General features: G+C 39.3%; 16 protein-coding genes. 10 read left to right on the top strand and 6 right to left on the bottom strand.

Annotated elements, in window-relative coordinates; all coding sequences use genetic code 11:
- Window positions 1-5 precede the first annotated feature (5 nt).
- Window positions 6-1,556, bottom strand: a complete 1,551-nt coding sequence (locus C228_RS0105025) for an anthranilate synthase component 1 (protein ID WP_018651593.1) — start codon at window positions 1,554-1,556, stop codon at window positions 6-8.
- Window positions 1,557-1,730: 174 nt separating this feature from the next.
- On the opposite strand from C228_RS0105025, the gene C228_RS0105035 reads away from it, so the two are divergent.
- From C228_RS0105035 to rluB, 3 genes are all read left to right on the top strand, one after another.
- Window positions 1,731-2,627, top strand: coding sequence for a Dyp-type peroxidase (locus C228_RS0105035; RefSeq protein WP_018651595.1), 897 nt, complete (start codon window positions 1,731-1,733; stop codon window positions 2,625-2,627).
- 77 nt (window positions 2,628-2,704) lie between these two features.
- Window positions 2,705-3,322 carry an L-threonylcarbamoyladenylate synthase gene (locus tag C228_RS0105040; RefSeq protein WP_014990994.1) on the top strand — a complete coding sequence of 206 codons (618 nt, stop codon included), beginning with the start codon at window positions 2,705-2,707 and terminating at the stop codon, window positions 3,320-3,322.
- 84 nt (window positions 3,323-3,406) lie between these two features.
- Complete coding sequence (gene rluB, locus C228_RS13330) at window positions 3,407-4,483, top strand: 23S rRNA pseudouridine(2605) synthase RluB (protein ID WP_018651596.1); 1,077 nt, start codon at window positions 3,407-3,409, stop codon at window positions 4,481-4,483.
- 71 nt (window positions 4,484-4,554) lie between these two features.
- Here rluB and C228_RS0105050 read toward each other — a convergent pair whose 3' ends face one another.
- A complete protein-coding gene (locus tag C228_RS0105050) occupies window positions 4,555-5,484 on the bottom strand; it encodes a LysR family transcriptional regulator (RefSeq protein WP_018651597.1) in 930 nt (309 codons plus the stop codon).
- Window positions 5,485-5,788: 304 nt separating this feature from the next.
- Here C228_RS0105050 and C228_RS0105055 point away from each other — a divergent pair, with 304 nt between their 5' ends.
- Window positions 5,789-6,643 carry a Slam-dependent surface lipoprotein gene (locus C228_RS0105055; protein WP_018651598.1) on the top strand — a complete coding sequence of 285 codons (855 nt, stop codon included), beginning with the start codon at window positions 5,789-5,791 and terminating at the stop codon, window positions 6,641-6,643.
- Between the two features lie 92 nt (window positions 6,644-6,735).
- Here C228_RS0105055 and C228_RS14995 read toward each other — a convergent pair whose 3' ends face one another.
- Together C228_RS14995 and C228_RS14780 are read right to left on the bottom strand one after the other, a co-directional pair.
- On the bottom strand, window positions 6,736-6,867 hold the full coding sequence (locus tag C228_RS14995) for a hypothetical protein (RefSeq protein ID WP_018651599.1): 132 nt from the start codon (window positions 6,865-6,867) through the stop codon (window positions 6,736-6,738).
- Between the two features lie 69 nt (window positions 6,868-6,936).
- Window positions 6,937-7,116 carry a hypothetical protein gene (locus tag C228_RS14780; RefSeq protein WP_018651600.1) on the bottom strand — a complete coding sequence of 60 codons (180 nt, stop codon included), beginning with the start codon at window positions 7,114-7,116 and terminating at the stop codon, window positions 6,937-6,939.
- Window positions 7,117-7,336: 220 nt separating this feature from the next.
- On the opposite strand from C228_RS14780, the gene metE reads away from it, so the two are divergent.
- From metE to C228_RS0105090, 6 genes are all read left to right on the top strand, one after another.
- Entirely contained in the window at window positions 7,337-9,610 is a 2,274-nt protein-coding gene (metE, locus tag C228_RS0105065; RefSeq protein WP_018651601.1) for a 5-methyltetrahydropteroyltriglutamate--homocysteine S-methyltransferase, read from the top strand.
- A 320-nt stretch (window positions 9,611-9,930) separates the two neighbouring features.
- Entirely contained in the window at window positions 9,931-11,373 is a 1,443-nt protein-coding gene (locus C228_RS0105070) for a surface lipoprotein assembly modifier (protein ID WP_018651602.1), read from the top strand.
- A 31-nt stretch (window positions 11,374-11,404) separates the two neighbouring features.
- Window positions 11,405-12,649 carry a transferrin-binding protein-like solute binding protein gene (locus C228_RS0105075; RefSeq protein ID WP_018651603.1) on the top strand — a complete coding sequence of 415 codons (1,245 nt, stop codon included), beginning with the start codon at window positions 11,405-11,407 and terminating at the stop codon, window positions 12,647-12,649.
- A gap of 30 nt (window positions 12,650-12,679) precedes the next feature.
- A complete protein-coding gene (locus C228_RS0105080; RefSeq protein WP_245552748.1) occupies window positions 12,680-15,196 on the top strand; it encodes a TonB-dependent receptor plug domain-containing protein in 2,517 nt (838 codons plus the stop codon).
- Between the two features lie 121 nt (window positions 15,197-15,317).
- The gene (locus C228_RS0105085; RefSeq protein ID WP_018651605.1) at window positions 15,318-18,059 is read left to right on the top strand and encodes a M16 family metallopeptidase; all 2,742 of its coding nucleotides are present in this window, start codon (window positions 15,318-15,320) and stop codon (window positions 18,057-18,059) included.
- A gap of 74 nt (window positions 18,060-18,133) precedes the next feature.
- Window positions 18,134-19,804, top strand: coding sequence for an ABC transporter ATP-binding protein/permease (locus C228_RS0105090; protein WP_018651606.1), 1,671 nt, complete (start codon window positions 18,134-18,136; stop codon window positions 19,802-19,804).
- Window positions 19,805-19,891: 87 nt separating this feature from the next.
- Here C228_RS0105090 and ruvC read toward each other — a convergent pair whose 3' ends face one another.
- Both ruvC and C228_RS0105100 read right to left on the bottom strand, forming a co-directional pair.
- Window positions 19,892-20,470 (bottom strand): crossover junction endodeoxyribonuclease RuvC, encoded by a 579-nt coding sequence (ruvC, locus tag C228_RS0105095; protein ID WP_014991005.1) that lies wholly within the window; start codon window positions 20,468-20,470, stop codon window positions 19,892-19,894.
- 83 nt (window positions 20,471-20,553) lie between these two features.
- On the bottom strand, window positions 20,554-21,078 hold the full coding sequence (locus C228_RS0105100; protein WP_018651607.1) for a hypothetical protein: 525 nt from the start codon (window positions 21,076-21,078) through the stop codon (window positions 20,554-20,556).
- Window positions 21,079-21,166: the final 88 nt, after the last annotated feature.

The following is a 21,166-nucleotide window of genomic DNA, read 5'->3' on the forward strand; positions in this document are numbered from 1 at the left end:
CGTCCTTATTTGGTATTCACTTGTGCGATTGCTTTTAATACGGCTTTCGCTTTATGACGCGTTTCATCCGCTTCCGATTGAGGGTCCGAATCTAGCACTTCACCGCAACCGGCTTGTACATAAGCGATACCGTTTTGCACGAAAGCAGAGCGGATCACAATACAGGTATCTAAATCGCCTTGTGAGGTTAAGTAACCGACCGCACCTCCGTAGCTGTGACGCTTTTGTTGTTCCACTTGATAGATTAACTGCATTGCTTTAATTTTAGGTGCACCGGTTAGAGTACCCATATTCATACACGCCTGATAAGCGTGTAACGCATCCAAATCGCTACGTAATGTACCGACTACACGAGAAACAAGGTGCATAATTTGTGAATAGCGATCGATTTGCATCAGATCCACCACTCGGCGTGAACCGGCTTGGCAGACACGGGCGACATCATTGCGAGCCAGGTCCACTAGCATTAAATGCTCGGCTAATTCTTTTTGATCTAAACGCAATTCCAATTCTAAGCGTGAATCTAATTCCGGATCGATATTGCCGTTGGCATCAAAACCACGCGGACGAGAGCCGGCAATCGGATAGATTTCTAATTGACGAGTCGCTTGCGAATATTTCAAGGCACTTTCGGGCGAAGCACCGAATAAAGTAAAGTTTTCACCTTGCATAAAGAACATATACGGGCTTGGATTATTAATTTTAAGCTGGCGATAAGCCGCTAAAATATTTGGACAAGGCAAACTAAAACGGCGTGAAGGCACAATTTGGAACACATCACCGATATGAATATGATGTTTTAGCTTTTGAACGATTTGCTTAAAGTCTTCATCTTCAATATTAGTTTTTACTTCGCTGCTGTCGGTTTGAATCGGAAGGCGTAATTCGCAAGGCTGATATTTTGCAAGAATTTGGCTAAATTCGACCGCTTGTTGCTGTAAACGGCTTTGTTGGGTTTTATCGAAACAGAAAGTATGTAGCACCGATTCTTGTTTTTGGTGATCAATAAATACTAATTGTTCGGCAAGATAGAAGCTGTAATCGTGGCAACGTAAGCCGTCATCTTGTAATTGAATACCGTCCATCGGAATAAAATGGGCGACTAAATCGTAGCTAAATAAACCGCCTAAATAGATCGGATCCGCTTCATTCGCAAAAAGTTGGCTCACGCAACGTAAACCATCAAAAATAGTAGCAGTTTTCAATTTGCTGTCTTCATCCAAATTCTGTGAAATTGGCGGAAAGGTTGCCGACAAGCGGTTAAATTCCGCTGAAACTTTGCAATTGGGTGCAGGAGATAATTGCGTAAGCGCAGTTTGAATATGAGGAAGTACGGCTTTACCGTTTTCAGTTAACGCTTCAAAAGTGACGGTTTGAGCATCGCAATAAATATGTAATGCAGATTGGGTGAACAATAAACTTTTTAGGCTGTTTTTACTGTGAATTTCTGCTGAGTCTAATAAAAGTGTATGTGGCTTATTATCGCATAAGTGGTAAAAAGCGACCGTGGTATCTGCATAGTAGGGAAGTTGTGTTTGCTGAGTATTTAGATTCATTTCACGATTCCTTGTTTAATCCTTCAGTTTTTTTGCACTATTAAACTAGTGTGAAAATAATAAGTCAAGTAATTTTTTAATACTGGGAATTTGACTAAAACGGCTGATTTTATTTACTCGCTTTTGTACAATAACCATTATTTTTTACCTATTTTCTTATCTATGGGATACATTATGGCAACTCCACAATCCGGCATTACACTAACGCATCGTAAATCGGGCATTTTTATTGAAGCGAATATTTTAAATATTGAAACGTTTCGCCCTGGAATTCATACCATTCTGCATAAGTTTCAAGAACTTCAACAGCAGTTTCCTGCGGAGGCGCTAGGGCTTACCCTTGCTTTTGGTAAAGCGCTTTGGAACCAGCTAAAGACTAATTCCGCTGCCGAATTAAAGAATTTTGTTGCGCTAGGTAAAGCGGAACGAGAGTATGCGCCGGCAACCCAACGTGATTTTTTAGTGCATATTCAATCAAATCGTCCGGATATTAATTTTTCTATCGCGTTGATGGTAGTGGAACAATTAAAAGAGGTGGCGGAAATTGTGGAGGAAACCCATGGTTTTCGTTGGATGGAAGAGCGTGATCTAACCGGTTTTATTGATGGCACTGAGAATCCGCAAACCGATGAAAAATTGCGTGAAGTTGCTTTAATTGAAGACGGTGAAGATGCTGGCGGTAGTTATGTATTGAGCCAACGTTATGTTCATCAATTAGCAAAATGGCATAAGATGAACACGGAGCGTCAAGAACAAGTGATCGGCAGAACAAAAGCGGATAGCGTTGAGCTTGATGATGTGCCGGAAAATTCTCACGTAGGACGTGTGGATTTAAAAGAAAATGGCAAAGGTTTAAAAATTTTACGCCACAGTTTGCCGTATGGTTTAGCAAGTGGCGAGCATGGTTTGTATTTTATTGCTTTTGCGAAACGTTTATACAATATCGACCAACAGCTTAAAAGTATGTTTGGTGAATTAGATGGCAAAACCGACCGCTTGTTAGGCTTTACTAAGCCGGTTTCAGGTAGTTACTATTTTGCGCCATCGTTAGAACAATTAGCAGCATTATAAGAACGGTATAATTCTTTAGAGAATATAAGAATGTTGGTGTATAATGTACCAACATTTTTTTCGAAGGATATTACGCTATGAGCCAATTTTTTTATATTCATCCTGATAACCCTCAGGCGCGTTTGATTAATCAAGCGGTAGAAATTATTAAAAATGGTGGCGTTATTATTTATCCGACAGATTCAGGTTATGCTTTAGGCTGTGCAATCGGTGAAAAACACGCAATGGATCGCATTGTTGCGATTCGGAAATTGCCTGAAAATCACAATTTTACCTTGGTATGTAGTGATTTGTCAGAGCTTTCTACTTATGCATTAGTCACTAATCAATCTTATCGTTTAATCAAAAATAACACCCCAAATCCTTACACCTTTATTTTACCGGCAACCAAAGATGTACCGCGTAGATTAATGACCAAGCGTAAGACAATTGGGATTCGTGTGCCGGATAACGCAATTGCTTTGGCTTTAATTGCAGCGCTGGGCGAGCCGATTTTATCTTGCTCGCTAATGTTACCTGATACGGAAATTACCGAATCGGATCCGGATGAAATTCGAGAACATTTGGAGCATCGTGTGGATTTAATTATCCACGGCGGTTATTTAGGTCAAGAGCCGACAACTGTGATTGATTTAACCGAAGATAGTCCTAGAATTATTCGTGAAGGATCGGGCGATATCACGCCTTTTAACTAATCGCATTTTCTCCTATTGTGTATAGGAAAAGTGGAGAAATCCATATTTCAGACGCTCGTGAGAGCGACAATTTAAGGAATTTTAATGACAGTATTTCAAAAAAAACAAACTGATAAACGTTCAGCGTCTTTTAAACATTCGCAAGGCGAAAAGCGTTTTGATAAACGTAGCGGAGATAAGCGTTCATCATCTAAAAAATTTGATGAACAATCGGAAAGACGTGCTCGTCCAATGTCTAAACCATTAGTAAAAAAATCAGTAAAACCGACCGCTTCTAGTGTAGAAGTTACAGAGAAAAAAGCCAAAGTAGTCGGTGAAAAGCTACAGAAAATTCTAGCGCGTGCAGGTCAGGGATCTCGCCGTGAGTTGGAAGAGATTATTGCAGCAGGGCGTGTGAGCGTTAACGGTAAAATCGCAAGCTTAGGCGATCGTGTGCAAGTAAGCAGTGCAACTAAAATTCGGATTGACGGTAATTTAATCAGCCTAATTCCGGCACAAAAAGAAATTTGTCGTGTGTTGATGTACTACAAACCGGAAGGCGAATTATGTACCCGTTCTGATCCGGAAGGTCGAGCAACGGTGTTTGATCGCTTACCTCGTTTAACTGGTGCGCGTTGGATTGCGGTTGGTCGTTTGGATATCAATACTTCAGGTTTATTACTGTTTACCACAGACGGTGAATTAGCGAATCGTTTAATGCACCCGAGCCGTGAAGTAGAGCGTGAATATTCCGTGCGTGTGTTTGGTAATATTATTGATGAAGCAATGTTGCAACGTTTACGTAAAGGTGTTCAGTTAGAAGACGGGCCGGCAAACTTTAAGCAAATTAAAACGGTTGGTGGCACAGGTTTAAACCAATGGTTTGATGTAACTTTAACCGAAGGGCGTAACCGTGAAGTACGTCGTTTATGGGAATCGCAAGGTGTTGAAGTCAGCCGTTTGATTCGTATCCGTTACGGTAATATCAAATTAGAAAAAGGTTTACCTCGCGGTGGTTGGGAAGAAATGGGCTTGGAGCAAGTAAACTATTTGCGTGAGCTTGTTGGTCTACCGGCGGAAACCGAAACCAAAGTAGATGTGACGAAAAATCGCCGTCGCACTAACATCCGTCAAATTCGTAAAGCGGTAAAACAGCATTCTAAATATCGTGTGAAAGTATAATAAATTAGCAATAAAAGAAACGGCCAGATTGATAAGAATCAGGCCGTTTTCATATTCAGTGCAATTAACGTTTAATCTTCTAAAACCATTAATCCCGGTAACGTCGCAAAACTTTGAGATTTTACCGTATTATGGAAATCGTTTAGATAAGCGTAGTTCTGCTCCGTTTCTCGGTATGCACCGTAAAGATTACTGTATAAGCCTTTCTGAGTGATCTTCTTGGCGACAACATAACCTCTATCTAAATAAGGTTTGACTGCCCAGTAAGGTAAGGTTGCAACTCCTCGCTTACTTGCCACTAATTGAATAATCGCAATGGTCAATTCGCTAGTTCTACGGGTTGGATTGATTCCTACTGGACGTAAGACTTTGCGTAGTAAATCTAACATATCGTCCGGAACCGGATAAGTAATCCAAGTCTCATCAATAAAGTCTTCTGCTTCCCAAATATCTTTTTGAGCTAAAGGATGATCTTTAGCACAAATACCTACCATTTCATACGAAAAGAGTGGGCGATAAATGATCCCTTCCGTTTGTTCTGCCTCTGCAACTACTGCCCAATCTGCACGATGTGTTAATAATAAACCGACGGTATCAGTATGGAAACCAGATACGATATCTAATTCGACTAATGGCCAGCTTTGACGGAAAGTATCCATGGCTGGCATTAACCAGTCAAAACAAGTATGGCATTCGACCGCAATTCTTAATTCCCCAACTTCGCCTTGCTTTACTCGTGCAAGATCGAGCTCTGCTTCTGCAACTTTAGGTAAAATTTCATGGGCTAATTTTACTAAACGATCTCCAGCTGGCGTAAAACGTAAAGGTTGTGTTTTACGTTCAAATAATGTGAGCTCATATTGATCTTCTAATAATTTTATTTGATGAGAAAGGGCTGATTGTGTCAAGTGGACACGCTTTGCAGCAAGAGAAACACTGCCGCTTTCTTTTAAAGCGAGTAATGTTTTGAGATGGCGAAGTTCAAGAAAGATGGGTTTCATTTACAATTAATAAAGTCTTCAGAAAATTAAGTAGTAGGATGAGTATAATATAAATTATTGTTTTAAATAAGTAAATTTTTTTCATTATAATTGAAAGATAAATGATTTAATTTATAGAACTAAATAAAATTATATTTGCCTATATGGTTTTTTTATTATTTGGATGGTGTTTTTTATTATTGTGTAGAGCAGGAAATCCATATTGAATAAATTAAAATAATAATTTACATAACTCTAGATTATTTATTTTAACTTATATATGCTTTAATGAGTTTCTTTATAAGGATATATTAGGAGTGTATATATGCAAAAAATTGCAAAACTAAGTTTAACCATATTATCTGGGTTTGTATTAAGCGCTTGTGGAAGTAGTGGTGGCGGCGATAATAATGATTCATCAAATACTGCTGTAAATGCACCGGTAGCTGATAATATGCCTCAGCCAAATACCCCTTCTCAGCCAAACAATCCTTCTAATGATAATAATCGAACCTATACACCGGTATTAGGAAATATGCCTTCAAATTCTGCAACAGGGTCTGTTCTTGTTATCTCTAATCAAGGCGATGATGTTTTTGAAAAACGAGTTGAATTACATGACTCAAATACTGAGCTTTTAAATGTAGAAGGTAAAGAAATTCGCGTTGGCTATAAAAGTTCGGGTATTTATGCTGGTACTTGGTTAAATATGGGACTTTTAAGTGCTTGCTGTGATAAATATAGCGCAGTGCGTTTTGGAGTTCTTGATAGTGATGGGCCTAAAGTAGATAGTTATATGTTCTATAATGGTTCTCCAACAGCGTCAATGCCAACTAGCGGCACAGCGACTTATAATGGTCATGCAATTATTGCCGGTAATACAGCGCAATTTGATGAGCATGATTGGTTAAAAGGAACGTCACAATTTAATGTTGATTTCGGTGCGAAAAAACTAAATGGTTCTTTAAATATTGATACGCTTGAAGCAGTGAATATTACGGCAGATATTTCTGGTGATAGCTTTGCCGGTGCCGCAAATTCAAATAGTTTCCCAACGAAAGCAAATGTAGAAGGTAAATTCTACGGTGAAAATGCTAAAGAGCTTGGCGGTATGATTAGAGATGTGTCTAACATTGGCAGCGGTACTTCTTGGGGGGCAGTATTCGGCGCTAGCCAATAATAGCTAATTAAATGTATAAGCGGTCTAATTTTATTCTTTTTTTGCAACAAAGATGTCTTGCAAATAATTGAATAAATTAGACCGCTTTATTTTTACTGAGTGTTTTTTGCACAAACTGTTTCTTTGCCGATCTCTTTTTGCCAGTAGCTCCAATAGCTGTAATGATCTGCCCATTGCATATTTTCATCTAAAGAAAAGAAGACGGTTTTCGTTTTATCTGGCATTTTTTTACTAATTAGCCAGTATTCCGCACTAGTAATTTCGTATGTTAACTCATAGGCGGAAACATAGAATCAATTATAATTGATGGTAATTTGATTGAAATATTGATTACCATTTACGATTCCTTGTTCAAGTCGTTCCACATCATATTGTACGCTTTTTAGTTTCTTCCCTATTAATGAATATAAGCATTCATCAGCATAAACGGTATTAAGTGCTAAAAGGGCGAAAAGTCCTAGCCATTGTTTCATTTTTCCTCCCTAAAAAATGTCTTGAGTATAATTAAGCATACCATAAAGGGTATACCTTATGCGTAATCTATAACTTGGCTAATTATTAAAAATATTCATGATTAAATTGAAAATTATGAAGTTGCATAATGTTTGCGATTCTTGCATTATTTTTAACATCAAGCTTAGCTGATTTAATCGCTAAGTTAGCCGAATAATAGATAAATCGCAGGAGTGCAGTATGACAACATTACATATCTTAGGTTTCCCACGTGTAGGGGCAAAACGTGAATTAAAATTTGCACAAGAACGCTACTGGCGTAAAGAATTAGCCGAACAAGATTTATTAGATCTGGCAAAAGCGTTACGTGAAAAAAATTGGCAGCACCAGGCACAAGCTGATGCGGATTTTGTTACTGTAGGTGATTTTACGTTTTATGACCACATTTTAGATCTACAAGTAGCAACCGGCGCGATACCGGCTCGTTTTGGTTTTGATAGCCAAAATTTGACCCTTGATCAATATTTCCAATTAGCACGTGGTAATAAAGAGCAGTTTGCAATTGAAATGACCAAATGGTTTGATACTAACTACCACTATCTTGTGCCGGAATTTCAGAAAAACACTCAATTTAAGGCGAATCCAGCGCATTATGTGAATCAAATTCGTGAAGCGAAAGCTGCTGGACATCAAGTTAAACCGGTGATTGTCGGTCCATTAACATTTTTATGGTTGGGTAAAGAAAAAGGTGAAGCCTTTAATCGCTTTGATTTACTCAAGCAGCTTGTGCCGGTTTATTTCGAGATTTTAACCGCTCTCGCAGCTGAAGGTGTGGAGTGGATTCAAATTGATGAACCGGCATTGGCATTAGATTTACCCCAAGAATGGCTTGCAGCTTATCAAGAAGTTTATGCTCAGTTAGCTAAAGTGAATGCGAAGCTATTATTGGCAACTTATTTTGGCTCGGTGGCAGAACACGCTGCTTTATTAAAAGCGTTGCCGGTAGACGGCTTACACTTTGACCTGGTACGTGCGCCGGAACAACTCAGTGCATTTGAAGATTATCCGAAAGTGCTTTCTGCCGGTGTGATTGACGGGCGTAATATTTGGCGAGCGAATTTAAATCGTGTATTGGATGTGTTGGAGCCGTTAAAAGCGAAATTTAATCAGCGTTTATGGATTGCACCGAGCTGTTCGCTATTGCATACACCTTATGATTTAGCGGTAGAAACGCAATTACAGCAAAATAATCCTGAATTATATCGCTGGTTAGCTTTTACCTTACAAAAAGTGGCAGAGCTGCAGGTTTTAAAACAGGCGTTAAATTCAGGGCGAGATGCGGTTACAGAGCAACTCAATGACAGCCAAATAGCGGCAGATGCACGAGTGAACAGTAAAATGATTCATAAAGCGGAAGTGGCACAACGTTTAGCGAATTTACCTGCAAATGCGGATAAGCGCCAGTCACCGTTTGCCGAGCGAATTAAATTGCAAAATAAATGGCTAAATTTACCGCTTCTTCCAACCACTAATATCGGTTCTTTCCCGCAAACATTGGAAATTCGTCACGCCCGTGCTGCATTCAAAAAAGGGGAACTATCGCTTGCCGATTATGAAGCGGCAATGAAAAAAGAAATTGAATTTGTGGTACGTAAGCAGGAAGAACTTGATTTAGACGTACTGGTTCACGGCGAAGCGGAACGTAACGATATGGTGGAGTATTTCGGTGAGTTACTGGATGGCTTTGTTTTCACCAAATTCGGTTGGGTACAAAGCTACGGTTCTCGTTGTGTAAAACCGCCGGTAATTTATGGGGACGTCACTCGTCCTGAGCCGATGACGGTGCGTTGGTCGAAATATGCTCAAAGCTTGACGGATAAAGTGATGAAAGGGATGCTAACCGGACCGGTGACGATTTTACAATGGTCGTTTGTACGTAATGATATCCCTCGTTCTACCGTATGTAAGCAAATTGGTGTGGCACTTTCTGACGAAGTATTAGATTTGGAAAAAGCCGGTATTAAAGTGATTCAGATTGACGAACCTGCAATTCGAGAAGGCTTACCGCTTAAACGTGCAGATTGGGATGCCTATTTACAATGGGCGGGAGAAGCGTTCCGTTTAAGTTATATGGGCGTAAAAGACGATACTCAGATTCACACTCACATGTGTTATTCAGAATTTAACGATATTTTACCGGCGATTGTAGGACTTGATGCGGATGTGATCACGATTGAAACCTCACGCTCGGATATGGAATTACTCACGGCGTTTTCTGATTTTAAATATCCGAATGATATCGGCCCAGGCGTTTATGATATTCATAGCCCTCGTGTGCCGACAGCCGGCGAAATCGAGCATTTATTACGAAAAGCATTAAAGGTCATTCCGAAAGAACGTTTATGGGTGAATCCGGATTGCGGATTAAAAACTCGTGGTTGGAAAGAAACTATCGAACAATTGCAAGTTATGGTTGAAGTAACGAAAAAATTACGTGCGGAATTAGCGGAATAACTGGGGGGACATAAAGTTTAATTCTTAATAAAAACAAGCGGTGTAATTTGTAAAAATTTTTGCAAATTACACCGCTTTCTATTAATGACTCAATAACTTTGAATTGCATTTAATCAATAAAAATAATAAGCCTTTTATTTTTTATGTATATATTTTGGGGGTTGTAAATTATACAGTTATTTAAAAGGATCAAATTTAAATGCATTTACGAATAATTCTTATTGAATAGGGATTGCAAAATTGCTAGTATCAAAAAATTGTAAGGTTTTCATTGTAATGTAAATATAAACGCAGAATGATGCGTTTAATGACTTTAATCTATGCTTAAAAAATTAGCGTTTTTATGTGCAGTTTTATTCTATTTAGCGCGCGTTGGTGTTGCTTATGCAGAGCAGCAAATTAATACACCTGAAAAGAATATGGAAATTGCTAAATTACTTAAAGAATCCAAAAAATTACCTGAATTAGTTATAGATACGGCAGAAAATATTCAATTTTCCGTTCAAGGTTTATTCAGTAATAAAGTATTGAGCGAACAATTACTCAATCATGCAATAGAAACAGGTAACCTTTCTTCTATTGAATACTTATTGGCGATTTATCGTCAATTTCCCGATACCGATCCTGTTTTAATTCTTTTTGCACAGGCACAAATTGCCAAAATACAGCAACAATATACGAAGGCAAGCAAGTTATACCGTGACATATTGGCACTAAAACCGGAACTTACGCCCGTTCGCATACAGCTTGCCATCGTGTTATTTCAATCTCAACAGGACAAGGCGGCTAAAGAGCAGTTTGAAAAAGCTTTGAGCGAGCCGCAACTTCCCATTGATATTGAACAATTGATTCATCTTTATTTACAAGCGCTGGAACAACGTAATACGTGGCAGCTTTCATTAAGCGCTAATTATTTGCGAGAAGACAATGTAAATAATGTTTCAGGCGAACGATATATTGAAAATACCGCCTTTATAAAAGGCGAGAGTATGTTGCCGCAAAAAGCACAGGGGATCGGTTATTACTTTGGTTTAGAGCGTGATATCAATTTATGGAATGCCCATTATTTGCATATCGAAAATAGTTTATACGGCAAAAGTTACTGGGATCAGCATGATTACGATGATATTACCAATCGCTTATCGTTAGGCTATGTACATAAAGGCTCACAGCAACGCTTTGCGATTTTGCCGTTTTATGAACAGCAATGGTATGGTGGTCATCGATATAAGCGCAGTAATGGCAGCAGAATAGAATTTAATCGTTGGCTAACGTCAAATTGGCAATTTTCAACGGCTGCAGAGTATGCTCGGAATTTCTATTCAAATAGCCCAAGTTTAAACGGTAAGAGTAAGTTAGCTTCACTAACGATGTTATGGCGCGCTAGTCCTCGTACTTATTTTTATTTAGGTGCGGATTACGCTCAAGAACGCACTAAAGTTCGTCATTACAGCTATGACTTAAAAATAGCCCGTATCGGTTGGGGACAAGAATGGCATTGGGGAATATCTTCTCGTTTAAGCTTTTCAGCCTCTAAGCGAGAGTATAAGGATAATCTTTCGCTCGGTTCGGTTTTTCATTTCGACAGGCGGCGTGAAGACCGAATCTATCATATCAATGCAACCGTTTGGAAAAGAGATTGGCATTTATGGGGGATTACCCCAAAGCTCAATTATCACTGGAAAAAACAACGTAGCAATTTTGTAAGCCTTTATTCTTACTCGGATAAAAGTATCAACATAATACTGGAAAAAACTTTTTAATTAACAGCTTTATTTTATATAAGGACTTTCAATGAAAAATATTTTAAATAAACAAGTATTAAATACGGCAGCAACAATTTTGTTATCTATCGTAGTAACGGCGTGTTCATCAGGAGGAAGTGATCAGCCCGGAATTGATCAAAGTACACGCTTAAGCCAAGTGGCGGTACAAAATTTATTAGAAGATAAATTACAAGCTCAAGAACACCTTGAAGTAATAAAAAAGGCATTGGTTGATCTTCAATTAGCTTTAGTTAAAGCACAATCGGCTAATTCGACATCAGATGCACAACAAGTATTAAAAGATGCCAATAGCTTATTAGAAAAAGCGAAATTGGCAGCCGAAAATGCTAAAAATGAAGCTAAAAATGCCGCTTCACGGGTCTCAAATGCAAGTGCGCAACTATCTACTGCTGTAGATGAAGCGAATAATGTAATGAACATTGCGAATCAGGCAAATAGCGTGTTATTAGAGGCAACTAACACCTTTAATCAAATTCAGTCGGTGCTTGCTGATTTAACTCAAAAAGAGGTGACAAAAGCCGAAGAGCAGACGAAAAAAATCGCACAAGAAAAGCAAATTGCGACAAATAAAGCGATTACTACTGCAATATCTTATAACAACCTTGATTCGATTGTGCATGATTATAGTAATAGTGAAGCACGAGAAGTATTATTAGCAAAATTACAAAAACAAGGTTCAAATGCGCCGGCATCTTGTAGTAATGCAAAAACGTCAACTTGCTATAAAGAAGTGGCAAGAGGTAGTGTCATAGTCAATTACAACCAAGCTTACTCAAGTTATGCGGTTATTCGTGAGACTTACAATAATGAAAACTTACAGCCGAGTAATGCTTTTATTGTATTAGCGAAGGAGAGTGATTTAACTACAGAGCGTGCGGCGGTTGTAAATGCGACCTATACGGGTAAAGCGTCTTATAGTGCGAAAAATGTGCCTGCTGTAATGACACGAGACTTCACCTTAAAAGTGGAAAATGACAAGGTCAGCGGCTCGGTTTTCCAAAAAACGATTAATTCGAAAGGTATAGAAAAAGTAACGGAAAATGTAGCGTTAAATGAAGGAAAGATCAGGGTTGAGAACGGCGTAGTAGGCTTTAGTGGCTCAGCAAAATTCGGGGCGATTGCAAGCAATGCCGAAGGTTCTTATAAAGGCGTATTCGTAGGCAAAAATGCGGAAGAAGTGATCGGTACTTTTGAAACAAATAGCACAGAAAAAGCCTCTTCGGCGCAAGGTGCTTTTGCAGGAAAAAAATAATCACGAATTTTGGCTTTTTTTAGAGAACACATGATGAAACATTTTTCACATTCTTTACTGTATTCCAGTATTTTGCTGGCATTAACTCATTCCTCCTATGCAGAAGATGTTGCTGAATTGGATGAAGTGGTTGTTGTTGGACAATCATTCAGCCAGCAAGTTGGTACACAAAAAATTACCGCTGAACAAATTAAACGCCAAGCTGCAAAAAACGGTGGCATTACCGATTTGCTTAAATCAAACCCAAATGTTCGTTTTTCAAATGAAGCAGATTTATCCACTAACGCAGGCGAAATCCGCCCAAATGAAGTTTCTTTCCACGGCGAAAAATATTACAACAATAACTTCATTTTGGACGGAATGTCCAACAATGACAATATGAACCCAATCGGTAATAAGATGCGTAACGGCGAAGCCGTGGGTGCAAACCCTTACGATTTACCAAACGGTTCTTCTCAGTCAATGTGGATTGATTCCAGTTTATTAGAATCGCTTGAAGTCTTTGATAGCAATGTTTCTGCGAAATACGGCAATTTTACCGGCGGTGTGATTGATGCTAGATTAAAAGATCCAAGTTTTGAAAGACGTACAGGGAAAATTTATTACCGTACTACTCGTGATGATTGGACTAAATTTTATATTCAAGAAGGTAAGGAAGATGCATTTGAACGAGCAAGTCGTTTAGATTATCAGCCTCGCTTTGTAAAGCATCAATTCGGTCTAAATGCTAGTGAAAAGCTAAGCGATAATTTTTCCATTATGTTCTCTTATGATCGTTTGCAATCCACAATGAAAAATGCGCATGCGAATATGCGTTATCTAGCGAGCCCGAATACGCCGATTGAGAAAAAACAATCCCGTATTAATGAAAACTATATTTTGCGTGCGGTTTATTTGCCTGAAAATGGTGATTTATGGCGTGCAACTGTGATGTATTCGCCAAATTATGCGAAGCAGTTTAAATCTAACACGGAAAACGGTGCGTTTGAAAATATCGGTGGCGGTGTACAAGCTAATCTCGAATGGGAAAAAACGTTAGATTGGGCGAAAGTAAAATCCTACATCGGCTATAAAAAGACCGGTAACCGCACGGAATATGATGTCAATGACTACCACCGTTATATGTCATCCGATAATTTCTACTGGACAAGTAATGGCACCTACTCACAATACGGCGGTTATGGCAAACGTTCATTAGAAAAAGAAATTTATACTCTCAAGCAAGATTATGAAGGCAATGCGTTCGATTTTGCAGGAATGGAGCATAAATTAAGTTTCGGTTGGATTGCCGAAATTGCTAAAGCTAAGTCAGGTCGAGATACCAGTTATCATTCTTATTATTATCGCAAAGCACCGAATGTGATTTGTAATGGCGCTGAGACTTGTTTTGATGGTGATCAGTTTGCATACCAACGTTTAAATTATAATCAGCATACAGTAAAAGTAAGAGATGATGATTTTGCGCTTTATTTGCAAGATCAGCTCAAATGGAAACAATTAGAGCTCTCTCTGGGCTCTCGTTTAAGTTATAACCGATTCTTAGATAATACCAATATTGATTATCGCTTATCAGGTTCTTACGATTTATTTGACGATCAGAGCACGATTGTTTTTGCAGGTGCAAACCGTTATTACAATGGCTCATTGCTTTCATCTCGTTTAAGGCAGGGATTAGAAACCGCCGAGAAAGAAGTAAGAGAGCTTCATGATGACGGTACAATGGGTGATTGGACATTGGATAGCCAAAGTACTGCGCCAAATCGCTATTTACAACCACGTAAATTAAAAACACCTTACAGCGATGAAAAAGTGCTTGGTTTAGCGCAACGTGTTTGGGATACTCGTTGGACATTTAAATGGGTAAATCGTCAAAGTAAAAACCAATTTGCCAGCGCAAACCGTTATTTCTCCGGTGCAATGTATCGGGTAATGAATAATAACGGCAGAAGTAAAAATGATACTTTCACATTAAGCGTTGCGCCAATTAAAGGCTATGAATGGCAATATGCAAAACTGCATTGGGATTTTGGTGTGCGAATTAGCCGTAGCAAATCAAATAGCAGCACTTACGATAAGGATGTAAGTTTAAAAACTAAAGCGATCTACAATGGCAAATTAATTGATGCGGATGACTTACCACCAAATGACTTTAACACACCGTGGAGTGCTTTCTTTAATGTTAATACCGAATTTCCAACGCTTAATCTGAATTGGAATCAACGTTTTAGCTTTGCTAAAGGTCGTAAAACACGTGAAGTGGATACAACGTTCCTCTGTAATGGACAATATACAGTGGGTGCTAATCGTGCGATTTGTGGCGATTATGTCGGTAATGCAGATATTTATGAAGATTTAGAAATGGGGAATGAATTTAATCTCGATTGGCGTTTTATCTATAAACAGCCGCTCACACAAACCCAATTCCTTGAATTTACCCTTGATGTGAATAATGTGTTAAACCGTAAATCTTTATCGAAATCCAGTAAGAAAAGTTCGGTTTATAAACAAGGGCGTAACTTCTGGGCTGGGGTAAGCTACAATTGGTAGTGAACAAGCGGTTAAATTTTCAGAAAATTTTGCAAATTTTTGCTAAAATTTGACCGCTTGCAACCTATTTGCCCTCTTGCTTTCTAAGCGAGAGGATTTTTATTTTTAGAAGGTTAAAAAAATGCGTGTGATTTTAACGGCGCTCGTCCTATTTATGGTATCAAGCGCAAGCTATGCGGAAAAAAGTGAACCGATTCAAGGTCAATTAGAAAACGGTTTGAAATATACGATTCTCCCTTTACATGATGAAAAAGGGCATCTAGAAATTCGCTTACGTGTAAATGCTGGCGGAGTAGATGAAAATGATGATCAAGCTGGTGTGGCGCATATGGTAGAACATTTGGTATTTAGAGGGACGCATGCTCACCCGAGCGGCTTAATGCCTTATTTACATGAGCAAAAATGGGTACGTGCCAAAAACTATAATGCGGTGACAACTACTGACAGTACAACCTATTTATTAACCCCTCCAGCAACTTCAGGATTAGATCAAAGTTTTGATGCGTTATCCCAAATGGTGTTTCACGCAAATTTCACCCAAGAAGATCTGGATGACGAGCGCAAAATCATTATGGAAGAATGGCGCCAAGGTTTAGGCGTTGGCGCAACAATGAACGAGCAACGTACTGCTGCGGTGAGAGCGGATTCTCGCTATGCTCGCCATCGAGTTATTGGTACACAAAAAAGTATTCAATCAATGCCAGCAACGCAGTTACAGCAGTTCTATCAAACCTGGTATGTGCCAAATAATATGAACTTATTGGTGGTAGGCGATGTTGAGCCGGAAAAAGCCAAAGCGGAGATTCAGCGCTATTTTGGCGAGGTAAAAGCGAAAGCGTTACCTAAGCGTGATTATCTTGAGCCGGCTTTAAAAGAGCGTTTATTAATTAACAAAATTCAAGACCCTCGCAGTGGGGTAAGCCAAATTGCGTATATTTTCCGTTTTGATGAAAGTAAGAGCCGAGCTCAGACGGAAGACGGCCGTTACCAACGCTTATTAGATCGCCTTGCGCTTTCTTCGTTAATTCAACGTTTACGTAATCAAGCGGATGTATTGCCGCAAGGGGTATCGGCAGTGGTTCCTCGTAAATCGGATATCGGTAGAAACAGTGTTGCACTTGCGATTTTCGCCAGCGTTGAGCCGACCGCACATCAGCTTGGTTTAAAACAAATTTTCGAAGAGATTGAGCGCATTAAGCGTTTCCCGCTTTCTCAGGAAGAATTGGATAAGCAAAAAGCACCGATCTTTGCGCAAATCGAAAATGCGAAAAAGCATGACGGTGATCGTGATTTCCAAAAATGGATGCAAGTTATGGTCGATACGGTGTTAGTTGATAAGCCGTTTTTGACTCAGCCGGAAATTGCCAATTTAACCGAACCGATGTTAAAAAAAATCTCGGTAGAAGAAGTGAACCAACGTATTCAAGATTGGTTTAATGCGAAAGATCGCTTGGTGAATTATCAACCACCTCGTAAAACACAAATTGCCCCGATTACGGAAGCGATCGTGAATGAGTTACAAGCACAAGTAGAGAAATCGGAAATTGCCACTCCGCAAAAAGAGAAAGAAATTGTGCCAATGTCATTAGAGACAGTAGCCGGTAAAGGCACAATCATCAGTGAGCAAAGCTTTGATGCGCAACAAGTAAAATATTGGATGCTTTCAAATGGTGATAAAGTGGTGTGGCTTAAATCACCTCTTGCTAAAGATCGCACCTTATTTATGGCGCAAAGTTCAGCCGGCTTTAAAGCGCAAGGTTTAGGTATTTGGCAAAGCCAAATCGCTTCGCAATTAATTGAGCAAAACGCACCGCTTGATTGGGAAATTGAGCAACTGGTACGTTGGAAAGAGCTTAACAAAATTAATCTGTCGATTAAGCAAACCGCAACTAAACTAAGTTTTGACGGTTCGGCGGAAAATGGCAAATTAGCGGAATTACTTCGTCTCTATTACGCTTACCAAAAGGAAACTAAGGTTAAAGAAGGTTTAGACGAAACCAAAGAATCTATTGCCAGAACGATTGATGTGCAGAATGAGAAAAGCGATGAAACCGAACGTTTAAAAGCGATCTCGAAATTACGCTTTAATCTTGAAAAAGTGGACGATACTTTGCCGAATAAGGCTTCATTAGCACAACTAACCGAAAAAGAGCTGAATGAGCAATGGGCGAAAATGGTGAGTGCGCCGACTACATTCTATTTAATGAATGATATGAATGAAGCGGATGTGAAGAAATTAGTCGCTGAATTGTTGGCGGATCTTCCTCGTGACAAGCGGTTGAATTCGACCCAAACTTTACCGGTTGACGGCAAAGCACAAGCAGAATTTGCGATGAATCTAGAGCCGAAAGACGATGTCCGTTTATGGAGTTTTACCCCGCATCAATGGCAAGGTAAAGATGCGATGTTAGTTTCGTTGGTACGCAATATTGCAACCACTAAGTTGAAGAATACGTTACGTGATCAACAACTTGGTGTGTATAGCTTACGCTTCGACAGTACACTCAATCCTGAAACGCAGCGAGTTGAATCGGAATTAAGTTTTGTCGCAAATCCGGATCTCACGGATAAATTGGTGGAACAAGCTCGCTTGGTATTAAGCGATTTACCGAGCCAAATTAGCGAAGATGACGTAAAACAAGCTAAAGCGATGTTCGTACAAGCGGAAAAAGGTCGCTTGAATGAACCAAGAACATGGCTTTCACGTTTAATTTTAAGCGATGAGCAATTCGGTAATCCGCAATATCTCTCGGATATGCAGCAGCTTACTGATGAGATTAGCTTAGAAAAAGTGAAAGTAATGGCGGGAAATATTTATAACCCAAATAGTGAAAAGCTATTTGTGACGACGCCGAAGAAATAGCTGTGTACCAATTAGAATAGGCGGGGCGGCGTCGCCTATTTTTTTGTATTTTCTCGGAATTTTCAGGAATTTTCATGACGCAATTTTTTAAAAATTTATACGCATTATGTCAGCCGTATTGGGTTAACCGATCGAATGGGCAAGCCTGGTTAATGGCGATTGTTATCATCGGTATTGGTTCCGGTTTTACTTATATCAACGTTAAAATCACCGAGTGGTCAAAAGTGTTCTACGATACGCTTGCAGGGCTTGAGGTGGAAAAGGCTTATTCACTTTTAGGTGAATATTTTATTTATGTTGCCGTTTTTGTCTTGGCGAATGTCTATCGTACTTGGTTACGTAAATTGCTGATTATTCGTTGGCGTCAGGCAATGACGGAACAGTTTTTGAATCAGTGGTTTTCTAAGCAAATTTATTATCGTTTGGTACATCGTAAAAAAATGGATAATCCGGATCAACGTATTGCGGAAGATATTCGCTTATTTATCGAATTAACCATTGAATTAACGATATCGTTTATCTTCAATATCATTCAATTATATGCCTTCTTTATGGTGTTATGGAATTTATCCGGTAGCCCTGAATTTACACTATTCGGGCATACGTTTGTGGTGAAAGGCTATTTAGTCTGGGTTGCGGTTGTGTATTCAATATTCGGTACGTTATTTACCCATTTAATCGGTCGTAAGCTGCACGATTTAAATTATCAGCAACAGATATTTGAGGCGAATTTCCGTACCAGCTTAATCCGCAAGCAAGATAATGCGGAACAGATTGCACTTTACCAAGGGGAAGAAGCGGAAAAAATCACGCTTGCCAATGAGTTTAAAGCGATCGTTACCAACTGGCGTAGCCTGATGACTAAAGAGTTACAGTTAGGGTTATTTACCGTCGGCTACGATCGTGTGTCGAATTTATTACCGGTGGTTTTCTCCATTCCATTATTAGTCATGAAAGTGATCACTTTTGGCGGCATTATGCAAATCCGCAGTGCTTTTAGTGTAGTGATTAATGCGTTTAGCTGGTTTATTTTTGCTTATTCTCGCTTACCCGAATGGAGTTCGGCGATTAAACGTTTAACCCAATTAAAGCAAGAAATGGATGAATTGGAAAAGCGTGTTAAAACGGAAATTGCTGTCAGTGATAAAGCATTGGATACGCAAAAGCTTGCCGTTTACACACCGGAAAATAACCGCTTGTTTAGTGATTTATCTCTGGCAATTGATCATAACCAATGGATTCGCTTAAAGGGCAAGAGTGGTTTAGGTAAATCGACTTTATTGCGAGTATTAAGTGGTATTTGGGATTATTATGAGGGAGAGTATAAACAACCGAATAAACAAAGTTTGCTTGTGCCGCAACGCAGTTATTTAAACGAAGGTACATTAGCGGACGTATTAAGCTATCCGAATAAAAATTGTTATAGTAATACGGAAATTAATAGCGTATTGGAGCAAGTCGGGCTGAGTACGTGGTTAAACCGCTTAACGGAAATTCATGCTTGGCATAATGTGTTTTCAGGTGGAGAACAGCAGCGTATCGCTTTTGCGCGCATCTTATTGAATAAGCCGGAAGTGATTTATTTAGATGAAGCAACTAGTAGCTTAGATGCGGAATCTGCGGCGCAAATGTTTAAATTAATTAAGCAGCAGCTTCCGAGTGCTTCGGTAATTTTTATTACTCACCAACAAGAATTAGCGCATTTTGCGGATCAAGAAATTGATTTAACGTTATATAAAGCTTAATGCAATAATACAAAGCCGCTCTTTCAATGAAAAGAGAGGCTTTTTTATGGGGACAACAAGCGGTCAAAAATGGCAAAAATTTTGCAATTAGCCTTTTAGGCGGAATCGTCCACGACTGTAACGGGTTTTCATCAAGGCGAGAATTTGTTCCTTGTCACTACTCACTTTCTGATTACTTTGTTTTGCGACCACTAAAGAATGTTGAATCGAGTGAGCGTGAGTGATCGCAATCGCAAGGGCATCGGCAGCATCGGCTTGTGGTTTGGACGAAAGTTGAAGCATACGGGTGACCATATCTTGTACTTGGATTTTATCCGCCGAGCCGATACCGGTTACGGTTTGTTTGACTAAACGGGCGGCATATTCAAACACAGGTAAATCGTGATTTACCGCTGCGACAATCGCTGTACCACGAGCTTGCCCGAGTTTGAGTGCGGAATCGGCATTTTTCGCCATAAACACTTGTTCAATTGCAAACATATCAGGTTGGAATTGGGTGATGATTTCGGTCACGCCTGCATAGATGCGTTTTAAGCGAGTCGGTAGATCATCGACGGAAGTGCGAATTGCGCCGCTTCCTAAATATTCTAAATGGCGTCCGGTTTGACGAATCACACCATAACCGGTAACCCGTGAACCGGGGTCAATTCCTAAAATAATCGGCATAACTTGTCCAATGAATGAAAACAAGCGGGCAGATTTGCAAAAAATTTTACAAATCCGCCCGCTTATCTAAACGAATCAATCTGTTATTTATTTAACTTTGCAGTTGCAGTTTGATTAACTTCGCAGTTTTTTGCAAGGATTTCATCTGCATTTTTACCTTTTTTGAATAACATTCCCGCTTCGGTTTTATTAAAGGTTGAAAGTGAGAAGGTTTCATCTAAGTTCCATACGTGCGTTTTTGAGGCGAATGAAGCGAAGTCTTTATTTTTCTCATCACGCATTAACTCTTTTACCGCCACATCATTCACAGTTAAAGTTAAACCGGTTGCTTTTTCACCTTCAAAATCATAAGTTGCAACCACAGTTTTGCTGTTTTGGCATTGATAAACCACGGTTTTAGAAGACGCAGTTAATTTATTTTTTACAGTATTTACTGTGTTTGAAACGCCGTTAGATACGGCTGTTGCACCTTCTTTTACTGCATTAGTTGTTGCTGAAGCAGCGTTTGATACGCCTTCGCTTACAGTTGAAGCCACATCGCCTGCTGCTGAACAAGCTGCTAAAAGAGTCGCTAAAGATAACGCCGAAGCAAATTTGATTAATTTCATTTTTATATTCCTTATGTTAGGGATAAACACACACGTTTTAAACGCATCCGTTAGATACCAACTTATTGAAGTTAGTTCAATTTAAGTA

The organism is Actinobacillus capsulatus DSM 19761 (assembly GCF_000374285.1).
GTDB lineage: Bacteria > Pseudomonadota > Gammaproteobacteria > Enterobacterales > Pasteurellaceae > Actinobacillus > Actinobacillus capsulatus.

Excerpts from the sequence above, each read along its gene's own strand:
- C228_RS0105025 (WP_018651593.1), bottom strand. The coding sequence starts at position 1,556 with ATGAATCTAAATACTCAGCAAACACAACTTCCCTACTATGCAGATACC.
- C228_RS0105035 (WP_018651595.1), top strand. The coding sequence starts at position 1,731 with ATGGCAACTCCACAATCCGGCATTACACTAACGCATCGTAAATCGGGC.
- C228_RS0105040 (WP_014990994.1), top strand. The coding sequence starts at position 2,705 with ATGAGCCAATTTTTTTATATTCATCCTGATAACCCTCAGGCGCGTTTG.
- rluB (WP_018651596.1), top strand. The coding sequence starts at position 3,407 with ATGACAGTATTTCAAAAAAAACAAACTGATAAACGTTCAGCGTCTTTT.
- C228_RS0105050 (WP_018651597.1), bottom strand. The coding sequence starts at position 5,484 with ATGAAACCCATCTTTCTTGAACTTCGCCATCTCAAAACATTACTCGCT.
- C228_RS0105055 (WP_018651598.1), top strand. The coding sequence starts at position 5,789 with ATGCAAAAAATTGCAAAACTAAGTTTAACCATATTATCTGGGTTTGTA.
- C228_RS14995 (WP_018651599.1), bottom strand. The coding sequence starts at position 6,867 with ATGCCAGATAAAACGAAAACCGTCTTCTTTTCTTTAGATGAAAATATG.
- C228_RS14780 (WP_018651600.1), bottom strand. The coding sequence starts at position 7,116 with ATGAAACAATGGCTAGGACTTTTCGCCCTTTTAGCACTTAATACCGTT.
- metE (WP_018651601.1), top strand. The coding sequence starts at position 7,337 with ATGACAACATTACATATCTTAGGTTTCCCACGTGTAGGGGCAAAACGT.
- C228_RS0105070 (WP_018651602.1), top strand. The coding sequence starts at position 9,931 with ATGCTTAAAAAATTAGCGTTTTTATGTGCAGTTTTATTCTATTTAGCG.
- C228_RS0105075 (WP_018651603.1), top strand. The coding sequence starts at position 11,405 with ATGAAAAATATTTTAAATAAACAAGTATTAAATACGGCAGCAACAATT.
- C228_RS0105080 (WP_245552748.1), top strand. The coding sequence starts at position 12,680 with ATGATGAAACATTTTTCACATTCTTTACTGTATTCCAGTATTTTGCTG.
- C228_RS0105085 (WP_018651605.1), top strand. The coding sequence starts at position 15,318 with ATGCGTGTGATTTTAACGGCGCTCGTCCTATTTATGGTATCAAGCGCA.
- C228_RS0105090 (WP_018651606.1), top strand. The coding sequence starts at position 18,134 with ATGACGCAATTTTTTAAAAATTTATACGCATTATGTCAGCCGTATTGG.
- ruvC (WP_014991005.1), bottom strand. The coding sequence starts at position 20,470 with ATGCCGATTATTTTAGGAATTGACCCCGGTTCACGGGTTACCGGTTAT.
- C228_RS0105100 (WP_018651607.1), bottom strand. The coding sequence starts at position 21,078 with ATGAAATTAATCAAATTTGCTTCGGCGTTATCTTTAGCGACTCTTTTA.